This window comes from Bradyrhizobium sp. (genome assembly GCF_049519115.1).
Lineage (GTDB): Bacteria > Pseudomonadota > Alphaproteobacteria > Rhizobiales > Xanthobacteraceae > Bradyrhizobium.
On record NZ_JBEKRB010000002.1, the window covers coordinates 95382 to 107528 of the forward strand.

Genomic DNA, 12147 nt, shown 5'->3' on the forward strand with positions numbered 1-12147 from the left:
GGATGACCGACGCCGCCCTTCCCTCATTGGCAGCACTCGACTCCGACACGCTGGAAAGCCCGACACGGCGGGCGCTGCGCCGCCTCTTCAAGCGCAAAGGCGCGGTGGTCGGCCTCGTCGTGATAACAGCCTTTATCCTGCTTGCGCTGTTCGCGCCACTGATCGTGCCTTACGACCCGATCGCGACCAACTGGGCGCTGGTCCGCAAACCGGCGACATCAGCCCATTGGTTGGGCACCGACGATCTCGGCCGCGACGTGCTGGCGCGCGTGGTCTACGGATCACGCGCTTCGCTTGCGGCCGGTGCGATCTCGGTGAGCATTGCGCTGGTGATCGGCGTGCCGCTCGGTCTGCTTTCCGGCTATCGCGGCGGCTTTGTCGACGGGCTGATCAGCCGGCTCACCGATGCCATGCTGGCCTGCCCGTTTTTGATCCTGGCGATTGCGCTTGCCGCCTTCCTGGGGCCGAGCCTAAGCAACGCCATGATCGCGATCGGCATTTCGGCAACGCCGATCTTCATTCGCCTGACCCGCGGCCAGACCATCGGCGTCAAGGTCGAGGATTATGTCGAGGCGGCGCGCGCGATCGGCAATCCACCGTGGCGCATCGCACTGTTTCATATTTTGCCGAACATCCTGCCGGCGCTTCTGGTTCAGGCGACGCTCTCGATCGCGGCCGCCATCATCGCCGAGGCCGCGCTCTCCTTCCTCGGCCTCGGCCAGCAGCCGCCGGCGCCCTCGTGGGGCAGCATGCTCAATTCGGCGCAACGCTTTCTGACCAATGCGCCCTGGATGGCGCTGTGGCCGGGACTGGCGATCTTTCTGGTGGTGCTGTCGTTCAACCTCGTCGGCGACGGCCTGCGCGACGCACTCGATCCAAAGTCGCGGTAGCGTGTTCCACCTCTCCCATGGGGAGAGGTCGAATTGCGCAGCAATTCGGGTGAGGGGTTCAGATCTATCGATGGCCCGTACCCCCTCACCCCAACCCTCTCCCCATGGGAGAGGGAACACACCTTCGTCGCGGCGCAAGGGGGCGATGATCAGATAATAACTTCCCGGCTCACCCTTCGGCAATCCATCTCGAATTCGAGATCAACCACCGGCGGCCGGGCAAAGTGCCAGGTCAGGCCCGATCGCATTGCACCACGGCCCACAAGCTCTTCAATCATCACGGGATGGAAGTCGTGGACGGTGTAGGCTTGCGCCGCCGTCGTGTCGCCCCAGCCAAATCCGAACGCCGCCAGGCGGCTTTCCATTTCGCGAACGGTGAAACCGACCTTTTCCTTCCACCCTTCCGGGCTGAGATCGCGGTAACACACGATCCGCTCGGGATAGCTGCCGGCGCCGCCGCGTGCTTCCGCACCGCCGGCAATGATGAAATCCGGCACAGCAGTGCGGCGTTGTCCATTGACCGGACGGACGAACGAGAAGGCGTAGAACGACGGCTGATCAGGCGGATCGATCTCCGGGCAAACATTGCTGCGCGCGACGGGATTGGTGGTGCCGTCGAAGATGCCCCACTCGGCCAGCGTCTTGACGTAGTGCTGGTTGAAAGCGAGGAAGCCGGCTTCCGTAAAAGCCGCCGGCGAGCGCAACTCACAGGCGCAGAACGACGTCAGCCTCTCGCCCGCGCTTTGAATGTAATTTGCGGCCTGTGCGAATCCCTCGGCCAATGGCCGAGGCCTGTCGAAGCGTACACGCTCGATCTCGAAACCGGGCAGCGCGCAGGCGCCGCTTGAATACTGAAACACGGCCGGGATGAAACGATAATTGCCGGGAGAGAAGTCGCGGGTCACTTCAGGCGTTTCCCTTGATCATGTCAGGTTCCATGGAACTTTAACACAATCTCCTATCCTGAAACCGCCTCCACAATCCAATTGGCGCGGATTTTCACCCGCGCCAATCTTGCTCAGGTCGGCCGCAGCGCCTTCGATCCCAGATCGAACTCGGCGATTTCCCGGGCACGTTCGGATTCGGCGCCGGCACGATGGTCGGTCGCGATCCAAACATAAACCGCCGGCAGCACGAACAGCGTGAACAGCGTGCCGATGGTCATGCCGGAGACGACCACAAGACCGATCGAGAACCGGCTCGCCGCACCCGCGCCGCTCGCAGTGAGCAGCGGCAACAGGCCGGTGACCATGGCGGCGGTCGTCATCAGGATCGGACGAAGCCGGACGCGGGCCGCCATCTCGATTGCCGACCGGCGATCGAGGCTCTCATTGAGCTGAAGTTCGTTGGCAAACTCCACCATCAGAATGCCGTGCTTGCTGATCAGACCGACCAGCGTCAGCAGACCGACCTGGGTGTAGATGTTCATCGTCGCCATGCCGAAGAACAGCGGAATCAGCGCACCGGAGATCGCCATGGGCACGCTGATCATGATCACCAGCGGATCGCGCAGGCTTTCGAATTGCGCGGCCAGCACCAGGAAAATGATGATCAGCGCGAAACCAAAGGTAATGGCAAGCTGATTGCCTTCCTGCACATACTGCCTGCTATCGGCGAGATAATCGTGGGTGAAGCCGGCGGGCATCTTTTGCGCCTGGCTCTCCAGGAAATCCACCGCCTGCCCCACCGTCACGCCCGGCATCGGCACCGCCTGGAAGGTCGCCGAGTTGAGCTGGTTATAATGGGTCAGCGCGTTGGGGTCGGTCGCGGTTTCGATCGATACCACTGTCGACAGCGGAATCTGCTGACCGGTCGGGGTCGACAAATAGTAGGTGCCGAGCGACTCCGGCGACAGGCGGCTCTCGCGCGGTACCTGCGGAATGACCTGATAGGACCGTCCCTCGAGGTTGAAGCGGTTCACATAGTTTCCGCCAAGCATGGTGGCCAGCGTATTGCCGATGCTCTGCATGGTGAGGCCGAGGTCGCTTGCCTTCGAGCGATCGACTTTGACTCGGACCACCGGCTGGTTGAAGTCGAGATCGCTGTCGGAGACGATGAACAAACCGCTCTTGCGCGCGGCATCCTTCAGCTTGTTCATCTGCTCATAGATCGACTGGAAGCCGTTGGTCGAACTGATCACCATCTGAACCGGCAGACCGCCGGGACCGCCCGGCAGCGGCGGCAGGTTGAACGCGAAGGCATTGACACCCTCGATCTTGCTCAGGGCTCCCTGAACCAGCGGCTTTAGCTGGATCGAGGAACGCTTCCGCTCATCCCATGGCGTCAGCAGCATGCCGGCGATGCCGCCTTGCGGGCCGTTGATGCCGTTCAGAACAAAGCGCAGATCGGTCTCCGGAAACGTCGCGAAGATCTTGTCGAGCTTGTCACCGTAGAAATCGATGTAATCGATGTTGGCGTATTTCGGCGCCTTCGTCACGGCAAAGACGATGCCCTGGTCTTCTTCCGGCGCGAGTTCCTTGGCCGTATGCATGTAGAGGAAACCGACCAGCCCCAGGATCGTCAGCGCGAACAGCCCGGTGATCGGGCGGTAGTCGAGCGAGCGATCGAGCATACGGCCATAGCCGCGCGTGATCGATCCGAACACCCGGTTCACCAGTTTGGCGAAACGCCCCTCTTCCGCACTCTTGAGGAACACCGAGCACATCATCGGCGACAGCGTCAGCGCGACCACGCCGGACACGATCACCGAACCCGCAAGCGTAAAGGCGAATTCGCGAAACAGCGAACCTGTCAGGCCGCCGAGGAATCCGATCGGCGCGTAAACCGCGGCGAGCGTAATGGTCATGGAGATGACGGGGCCCACGATTTCGCGCGCACCGATCATGGCGGCCTGAACCGGCGGCTTGCCCTCTTCCAGATGGCGGTGAATGTTTTCGACGACGACGATGGCGTCGTCGACGACGAGGCCGATCGCGAGCACCATGGCAAGCAGGGTCAAGAGGTTGAAGCTGAAGCCCGCCATCAGCATCAGGCTGCAGACGCCGATCAGCGACAGCGGAATGGTCACGACCGGGATCAGCACCGAGCGGAACGAGGCCAGGAACAGGAAGATCACCACGACGACGATGATGACGGCTTCGCCAAGCGTCTTTTCCACCTCGTCGATCGAGGATTGAATGAACTTGGTGGAGTCGTAAGCCACCTTCATCTTCATCGACGGCGGCAGGTTGCGCTCAAGCTCGGGGAATAGCGCGCGCACGCCTTTCACCAGCGTCAAAGGGTTGCCCTGCGGCGTGACCTGAACGCCGATGAAGATCGCGTGCTCGCCGTTGAAGGCGACGCTGGCGTCGGTGCTTTGCGCCGCAAGTTCAACGGTTGCGATATCCTCGATGCGGACGAAGCCGCCATCCTTGGATTTGACGATCATCCGCTTGAATTGATCGAGATTCTGCAGGTCGGTATTGGCCGACACGTTGGAGACGATGAAGAATCCCTTGGACTGGCCGGCGGCCGCCTGGAAATTGTTGGCGGCGATCGCGGCAGCGACGTCATTCGGCGAGACGCTGCGGCCGGCCATGCGCACGGGATCGAGCCACAACCGCATCGCGAAGGTTTGCCCGCCGAGAATATCGGCGGAGGCGACGCCATCGACGGTGGACAGCACCGGCTGCACCACGCGCGTCAGATAGTCCGAGATCGCCGACCCCGACAGGACTTCACTGGAGAAGCCGAGATACATCACGGCCGTGGTCTGTCCGGTCGTCTTGGTGACGATCGGGTCGTTGGATTCCTTCGGGATCAGGTATTTGACCGAGTTCACCTTGGCGAGAACTTCGGTCAGCGCCTGGTTCGGGTCGAAGTTCAGCTTGATGTAGACCTGAATGGTGCTGGTGCCGAGCACCGACGACGAGGTCATGTAATCGACGCCTTCGGCGGACGCGACGGCCTGCTCGATCGGCGTGGTGATGAAGCCTTGAATCAAATCGGCGGACGCGCCGGGATAGGAGGTGGTGACGTTCACCACCGTATTCGACAGCTTCGGATATTGCCGGATCGGCAGCACCGTTGCAGCGCGCAGGCCGATCAGCAGGATCAGCAGGCTGACGACGACGGACAGCACCGGTCGCTTGATGAAAAGATCAGTCCAGACCATCGGCCAGCTCCGGCTCTTGAATTGGTAAAGCGCGCGCGATCAGTACGACTAGTGTCCCAGTTCTGACATTCGTACCGAATCGCGGCAGGTTCGTTTACGAATGTCAGAACCAAAGGGACACTAGCAAATGTAGACATCTAGTGTGGTTTTGGATTCGACATTCGCTTCGCAGAGTTCGCAGCGACACCGACGCGAATGTCAAACCCACCACACTAGTAACGCGGCGGGTTCGCAGGAATCACCGGTGCCGGATCGGTCGAGATCGCGACCGCCGCACCCGATTGCAGCTTGAGCTGACCGACCGCCACCACGCGATCGCCGGCCTTCAGCCCTTCGAGGATTTCGGCGCGGCCGTTGACCCGGTTACCGGTCCGCACGAAGGTGCGTACCACGACCAGGCTGGTCTTCCCGTCATCGCTTTTCTTCTCGGTGATAAGGAAGACGGAATCGCCGTAGAGCGTATAGTCGACGGCGGTTTCCGGCACGGTGACGACGGGCGGCCGGTCCGGCAGTACCACCGTCGTGGTGGTGAACATGCCGGGCTTGAGGATGTGGTCGGGATTCTCGATCGTGGCCTGAACGCGGATGTTGCGCGTGTCGGCTGCGATTTGCGGCTCGATCGTCGTAATCTTGCCCTCGAAAGTCCGGCCGGGATAGGCATCGACCGTGAGGCGCACGGTCTGGCCGGTCTTGAGCGCCGCACTCGCCTTCTCCGGCACCGTAAAGTTGGCATAGAGCATCGACAGATCGGTCAGCGTGACGATCTGCGTTCCAGCACTGAGATACTGACCGACCTCGATGCGGCGGACGCCCAGTTCACCATCGAACGGCGCCCGCACGAGCTTTTGCGAAATCAGCGCTTCGGTCTTGGCAATGCCGGCGATGGCCGTGTCATAGGTCGCCTGCGCGGCGTCGACCGTCGATTGCGGGCCGAACTGACGCGCCGCGAGCTGCTTGGCGCGATCGAGCGCCAGCGAGGCGCCGGTCGATTGCGCCTTGAAGCTCGCCAGATCGCCCTGCTCGGGGCCGTCGAATAACTGCACCAGCGGATGTCCTGCCTTCACCGAAGCGCCGGCCGTGAACATGATGTCGGTGATGCGGCCGGACACGTCGGAGGTGACATTCACCTGATGCACAGCGGCGAGATCGCCAACCGCCGTCAGCAGGTTGGGGATCTGTTCGGACTTCGCTTCGACCGCCGTCACCGAGGACGGCGGCGGCTTATTGTTGGCGAAGAACTGCGCGATCATGTGATTGCGGAAGGCATTGAAGCCAACCAGCGCGCCGACCAAAAGCGCGAGCAGCAATCCGACTATGATGAACCAGCGCACCAGCCGAACCGGGCGCGCGGCGGGCTTCTCGGCGATCGGCCGGCCCGAGATATGGCTTTCGGTCACAATATTCATGGTCATGCGCTCTCTGCAATCGCCGGCTGCCCGGGGTTTCCGGCCAGGTCGCGGTCAAGGTATTTGGTAATCGCGACTTCGTTCAGGCCGATGCCGCGGAGGATGAATTCGCAAAGCTGTCGTTCGGGACCAGCCCCTTCGCCATAGGACAGGCACGGGATAGCCGGCAGGCGCGAGACGGTTACCATCAGCACCGCATGATGGGCAAACCAGAACAGGTTCATCGGCTCGCGCCCGACCGGCTGGGCGTCGCCCGCCTCAACGGCGCGTTTGAGCGAGGCATCGAAGACATGACCGATCAGTCCGCCGATTTTGTCGTAAATCAGCCGGGCGAATTCTCCGTCGTCGAGGTGGCTCGCCAGCATCAGGCGAAGGCGTTGCGCCTCCTGCTGATCGGGCATGGCCTGCACTTCCTGGAAATGGCGGACCATTTCGCGGATCAGAACGACCAGCGTTTCGGTGGAAGGCTCGAGTTCGAGCAGGCGATGAAGTTCGGGATCGGCCGCGCATTCCTCGGCGAGAATTTCCGCATAAAGCGCTGACTTGGTCGGGAAATGCTTGAACAGCAGCCCTTCGGAAATCGAGGCTGCCGCCGCCACGCTCTTGGTCGTGGTGCCGGCAAACCCGTGACGGGCGAAACAGCGTTTCGCCGCGCCCAGAATCAGCTGGCGGCGCAGGTCACTGGTCATGCGGAGGGTGCTCATCTTGTGAGTAAGCACTCACCTTTGATCTATGTCAAGGAAATTGCTGCGCCGCAAAATTGCCGTTGTTGAGACGGGAGTTGTAAGGCTGACGCTAGATCGGGCCGAAACCCAGCGCCCCGCGAATCCGGTTCACAATGAAAGTGCCGTCCCGGCTGGCGAGCACCCGTTCCAGATTGGCGCTGTCGATCTTGATGCTGGCAAAGCGCGGCCCGCTCGAGGTGTCCTGCATCGATTTCGCAAACACCTCGATCTCGGTCATGGTCGCCATCGCGCGCGCATCGGCAAGGCCGCAGGCCTTGGCGACGGCAACAAGGTCGGTATTGGTTCCGGTGTGGCTCGCCTGCCCACCGGTTTCGCCATAGACCTCATTGTCGAGCACGATGACGGTGAGGTTTTTCGGCTGTTGCAGTCCGACGGTTGCAAGGCTTCCCATTCCCATCAGCATCTCACCGTCGCCCGTGATGACGACGACCGGCAGTTTCGGTTGGGCCAGTGCAACGCCGAGCCCGATCATGACGGCGCCGCCCATCGCGCCCCAGAGATAGAAGTTGCGGTCGTGGTCGCCGGCCGCGGCAATGTCGTAGGTCGATGCGCCGAGACCGCCGACGACGACGGCATCCTTGCGGCCATGAAGCAGCGCAGAAACGACGCTGCGGCGTTCGAGAAGGTTTGCCTTGCTCATTTCACGAACACCTTTGCGCCGATCAGGCGTTGCGACAACAACACGGCCGATGGCGTGCAGGCGTTATAGGCCTGCCCCGCCGCCGCCTCGACCACGTCACGAACTTCGCTTGGATGCGAGGCCCGCAAGACCTTGATACCGGACAGTTCGAGCACGCCGGGGGTGGTCGAACCCATCGGCACCTGCCACGGATTGAACTCGCCCCATTCGCCGCGCATCGTCACCAACGTCAGGAACGGCAAGCGGAAGATGTGAGTGAGCGACAGCATGTTGATGCAATTGCCGACCCCGCTCGACTGCATCAAAAGTACGCCGCGCTCGCCGCCGACCCAGGCGCCCGCGAGCAGCGCCACCCCCTCCTCTTCCGTCGTCAGCGACACCGCCCGCATCGAAGGCTCAGCCAGCACCCGCTCGATCAGCTGCGAATGTCCGGCATCCGGGACGTAAGCCACCTGGCGGACATCGAAGCGCTGCAAAATCTCGAAAATATCGTCCGGCCAGGAAGGCTGTGTTTCGGCCGGCGCGTGGTGACGGGCGTCCATGTCTGATGTTCCGTTCGGTGTCGGTAGGCTTTCGGCGCCGGACTTTAGAGGGCGGCACGCTTTTCGATAGAGCGAAAACGGCATATCGCTATCCAACGCCGGAATGGCAGTTTGAATGCCGATGCGCGAGAGCTCTCTCGATGTATCCTGCACTGCGGAAGCGCGGCGCCTGAATTGACTCGCGACGTAAACCCGGCGAGGATTTTCGCCAACAACGAAACAAAAAGGGGGCACCAGGGATGAAAAACGCACTCATAGCCGTGTCGCTGTTCGCTGGCCTGTCCTTGGGCGTTGTGGCTGCCCCAGTTCGGGCCGACGACGCGAGCCCGCTCAAAGAAAGCGCCCTCCTCGATCTGTTGCAGAAGCAAAGTGGCGTCTATGACCGATCGACGTCCGGAAAGACGCCCGAATTCATGGTCGATCCGACCTGGCCGCAGCCATTGCCGCATAGCTGGCTGCTTGGGCAAATCGGCGGCCTCTATGTCGACCATCACGACCATATCTGGGTCTACAACCGGCCCCGCACACTCAACGACGATGAAGTGGGGCTCGAGCCCGCCATCGCAGGTGCGACCGATGCCAAGGGTCAGCCGGTCAACGGTCTTGGATTCGTGCGGGCCAATGGTTTCGGTGCGGATTGTTGCCGCGCGGCGCCTTCGGTGATGGAATTCGACGGCGGCGGCAAATTGCTGCGCGCCTGGGGCGGCCCGGCCGATCCCGGTTTTGTCGGCGGCAAATGCAAGACGGAAGACGGCTGCATCTGGCCGAATGTCGAACATGGCATCTATGTCGACCAGAAAGACAATGTCTGGATCGCCGGCAACTCCCCTGCCCCCAAGGCTGGCGAGAAGGAAATTCCGTGGACCACCAACAAAGGTGGTGGCGACGGTTTTATCCTGAAGTTCGACCGGGACGGCAATTTCAAGATGCGGATCGGCGGCACGCCAACCGCGCCCGACAGCAACAGCAAGGATGGCGGTCTCAACGGCACGCCACTGCTCTATCGGCCCGCCGATATGGTGGTCGATCCCAAGACCAACCGCCTTTATGTCGCCGACGGTTATGCCAACCGGCGTGTTCTGATCGTCGATGCCGACAGCGGCAAATATATCGGGCACTTCGGCGCCTATGGGAGCAACCCGATTGACGATGCGGCCGCGGCCGCCGCCGGCACCTGGCCGCAGGGGTCAGCGAAGGGCGAAACCAAACCGGCGTTCTTCCGCAATCCCGTGCACTGCGTAAAAATCGCCGACGACGGCAAGGTTTACGTCTGCGATCGCGGCAACGATCGCATCCAGGTGTTCGACGGCAAGGATGCCTCGCTCGGCAAGGAATGCAGCAACCCAAATGGCGAAGCGGGCAAGTGCGGCTTCGTGACCGAGCGTTTCATCAGCCCGAAAACCTACACCCAGCCGGTGATGCCGGGCACGGCGGTGTCGATGAACTTCTCGCCCGATCAGGCGCAAAGCTGTCTCTATATCGGCGACAATACCAACCAGACGATTTACATCATGGACCGCGGCAATCTGGAGCAGCTCGGCCGGCTCGGACATGGCGGCCGGATGGCCGGCGATTTCCACTGGCTGCATCAGGTCAGCCTGGACAGCCAGGGCAACATCTATACCGGCGAGGTCGACACCGGGAAACGCGTGCAGAAATTCGCGCGTTATGGCGCCAATGGGTGCAGCGGCAAGGGTACGGCAAATATCGGCGGTGAGGCGGCGGACAGAAAATAGACGAACCTGTTTACGCCATCTGATGCAGCTTGAGCGCAGCCTCGATACTGGATTTTGCCGCGGCATGGAGGAAACGCCTCGTCACCTCATCGGCCGGAAACGACATGTCGATGCGAAGCTCCTGCAATGACACGTCCTGCGGCGTCCCGAACGTCGTGAATGTTGTGAACAGGCGAAGGCTCGTGTCGCCGACGCACAATTCGAGCGACAGCATCGGATCGGAGCTATCGTTATGATGGCTGACGTCGCCGGCGGGCGGTGGCGGCCCGGAATCGAATTTGCGTCGAAGTATTCCGGAAGGTGAATTCGCATTTCCCGCGGCTTCGCGACGTAGCCGGCGCAGCAGTGCGGCCCGCCAGTCATTCCAGTTGATAATGTGCGGCCTGAGCCCATTCGGGGCAAACATCATTTCCATGAAATTGATCACGCCATCAGGAAACAGCGCCCGCAACGCGTCCACGCCCACGCAATAAGCGAGGATGCGCGAGGCCGCCTCGTTCCGCATCACGATGTTCCAGTTTGCGTCCATGACGATGGCCGGATAAGGCTCTTGGTGCTTGAGGATCAGTTCGAGCGCCCCACGCGCCGCTTCCATCTCTGAAAGATCAAGGCCGCGCTCAGGATAGACAGGCGCAAAGCCAGCCGTGAGAAAAAGATCGTTGCGCGCGCGTAGCGGGAGATCGAGCCCCTCGGCAAGTTTGAAAATCATGTCGCGGCTCGGTAGAGCGCGGCCGGATTCGACAAAACTGATATGACGTTGGGATATGCCGGCAAGCAACGCAAGATCGAGCTGGCTGAGCCGCCGGACGGCACGCCATTCGCTTAGCACAGAGCCGAAGCTACTCTTCATCGCGGGAATCCTATTCAGACGGACGCACTAACTCAATTACCTCTCGCGTAATTGCGACACTAACCTGCCGGCCATACGGTCCCCGCAAATCCGGCGCCTAAGGCCGCCAACGCGAGGACAAGCCCATGCAAAAACCCACCATTCTTGTCACCGGCGCGACCGGCAAGACCGGCAGCGCCACAATCGCCCAGTTGCTCGCCAAGGGATATCCCGTGCGCGCCCTTGTGCAACGGGTCGACGCTCGCAGCGAGGCTCTGCGCGAGCGCGGCGCCGAAATCGCCGTCGGCTCGCTCGAGGACATCACCGATCTGCGTGCGGCCATGGCGGGTATCCAGCGGGCCTATTTTTGCCCGCCGCTCGAGCCTGGCACGTTGCGGCGCGCCACATTGTTTGCCGCAGCAGCCCAAGCGGCCCGCCTCGAAGTGGTCGTCGTCTTGAGCCAGTGGCTCGCCGACCCACATCATCCCGCCACGCATTCGCGCGAGAAATGGCTAAGCAACAAGGTGTTCGAATGGGCGCCCGAGCTTGACGTCATTACCGTCAATCCCGGATTCTTCGCCGACAGTTACATGGCTGCGCTCGAGCCGATGGCGCATTTCGGCCTGATGGGAATGCCGCTCGGCAACGGCCTTAACGCCCCACCCTCGAACGAGGACATTGCACGTGTCGTCGTCGGCGTGCTGACAAACCCGGCGCCTCATATCGGCAAGAGCTATCGCCCGACCGGGCCGCGTCTGTTATCACCGGAAGACATCGCAGCCGCGATCGGCAAGGCGCTTGGTCGCAAGGTGGCTTACCAGGACGTACCAACGAAGCTGCTCTTCCAGGTCGCGAAGTCACTTGGGATCAGCGAATTCGTCATCGAAGAGCTCTCCTACTTCCTCAAGGATTACCAGCGCAACTCCTTCGGGCTGGGAGCGCCGACCGATGCCGTGCAGGAAGTGGCCGGCGTGGCACCGGAACCTTTCGAAGAGATTGCCCTGCGTTACGTCGCGATGTCCGGATTCGGCCAGCGAACGTTCCGCTCGAATCTGACGGCCGTGCACAATCTTGTCGCCGGCCTTTTGACCTCGGCGCCCACGCCTGCCGAGATCGCCCGCCGGCTGAAACTGCCGACACTCAATCACCCCATGCTGGCCGCCGACAGCGCACGCTGGCGCACCGCCCATGTCCCTGACGGGGCAGTCTGATCAAGCCGTTGAGGGGTGGCCGAAATGGCGCGG

The 12147-nt window shown here is 61.8% G+C and carries 10 protein-coding genes; 3 read left to right on the forward strand and 7 right to left on the reverse strand.

Translation table 11 applies throughout. The features are described 5' to 3' along the window. The first annotated feature begins 2 nt into the window (after positions 1-2). Entirely contained in the window at positions 3-890 is an 888-nt protein-coding gene (locus ABSE61_RS02285) for an ABC transporter permease (protein WP_423869444.1), read from the forward strand. A 149-nt stretch (positions 891-1039) separates the two neighbouring features. Here ABSE61_RS02285 and cnbZ read toward each other — a convergent pair whose 3' ends face one another. The 6 genes from cnbZ to ABSE61_RS02315 all read right to left on the reverse strand — a co-directional run bounded on the left by cnbZ (position 1040) and on the right by ABSE61_RS02315 (position 8338). Continuing rightward, positions 1040-1795 carry a 2-amino-5-chloromuconate deaminase CnbZ gene (cnbZ, locus tag ABSE61_RS02290; protein ID WP_423869445.1) on the reverse strand — a complete coding sequence of 252 codons (756 nt, stop codon included), beginning with the start codon at positions 1793-1795 and terminating at the stop codon, positions 1040-1042. A 113-nt stretch (positions 1796-1908) separates the two neighbouring features. After that, on the reverse strand, positions 1909-5004 hold the full coding sequence (locus tag ABSE61_RS02295) for a multidrug efflux RND transporter permease subunit (RefSeq protein ID WP_423869446.1): 3096 nt from the start codon (positions 5002-5004) through the stop codon (positions 1909-1911). A gap of 212 nt (positions 5005-5216) precedes the next feature. Then, a complete protein-coding gene (locus tag ABSE61_RS02300) occupies positions 5217-6410 on the reverse strand; it encodes an efflux RND transporter periplasmic adaptor subunit (RefSeq protein ID WP_423869649.1) in 1194 nt (397 codons plus the stop codon). Positions 6411-6412: 2 nt separating this feature from the next. After that, positions 6413-7114: a TetR/AcrR family transcriptional regulator gene (locus tag ABSE61_RS02305; protein WP_423869447.1), complete on the reverse strand. Its 702-nt coding sequence runs from the start codon at positions 7112-7114 to the stop codon at positions 6413-6415. 91 nt (positions 7115-7205) lie between these two features. After that, the gene (locus tag ABSE61_RS02310; RefSeq protein WP_423869448.1) at positions 7206-7796 is read right to left on the reverse strand and encodes a thiamine pyrophosphate-dependent enzyme; all 591 of its coding nucleotides are present in this window, start codon (positions 7794-7796) and stop codon (positions 7206-7208) included. Then, positions 7793-8338 (reverse strand): phosphonopyruvate decarboxylase, encoded by a 546-nt coding sequence (locus ABSE61_RS02315; RefSeq protein WP_423869449.1) that lies wholly within the window; start codon positions 8336-8338, stop codon positions 7793-7795. The genes ABSE61_RS02310 and ABSE61_RS02315 overlap by 4 nt, the downstream gene beginning before the upstream one ends. Positions 8339-8577: 239 nt before the next feature. On the opposite strand from ABSE61_RS02315, the gene ABSE61_RS02320 reads away from it, so the two are divergent. Further along, positions 8578-10074: an NHL repeat-containing protein gene (locus ABSE61_RS02320; protein WP_423869450.1), complete on the forward strand. Its 1497-nt coding sequence runs from the start codon at positions 8578-8580 to the stop codon at positions 10072-10074. A gap of 10 nt (positions 10075-10084) precedes the next feature. Here ABSE61_RS02320 and ABSE61_RS02325 read toward each other — a convergent pair whose 3' ends face one another. Beyond that, on the reverse strand, positions 10085-10924 hold the full coding sequence (locus ABSE61_RS02325) for an MmyB family transcriptional regulator (RefSeq protein WP_423869451.1): 840 nt from the start codon (positions 10922-10924) through the stop codon (positions 10085-10087). A 125-nt stretch (positions 10925-11049) separates the two neighbouring features. Between ABSE61_RS02325 and ABSE61_RS02330 the strand changes: the two genes are divergently transcribed. After that, the gene (locus tag ABSE61_RS02330; RefSeq protein ID WP_423869452.1) at positions 11050-12114 is read left to right on the forward strand and encodes an NmrA family NAD(P)-binding protein; all 1065 of its coding nucleotides are present in this window, start codon (positions 11050-11052) and stop codon (positions 12112-12114) included. Positions 12115-12147: the final 33 nt, after the last annotated feature.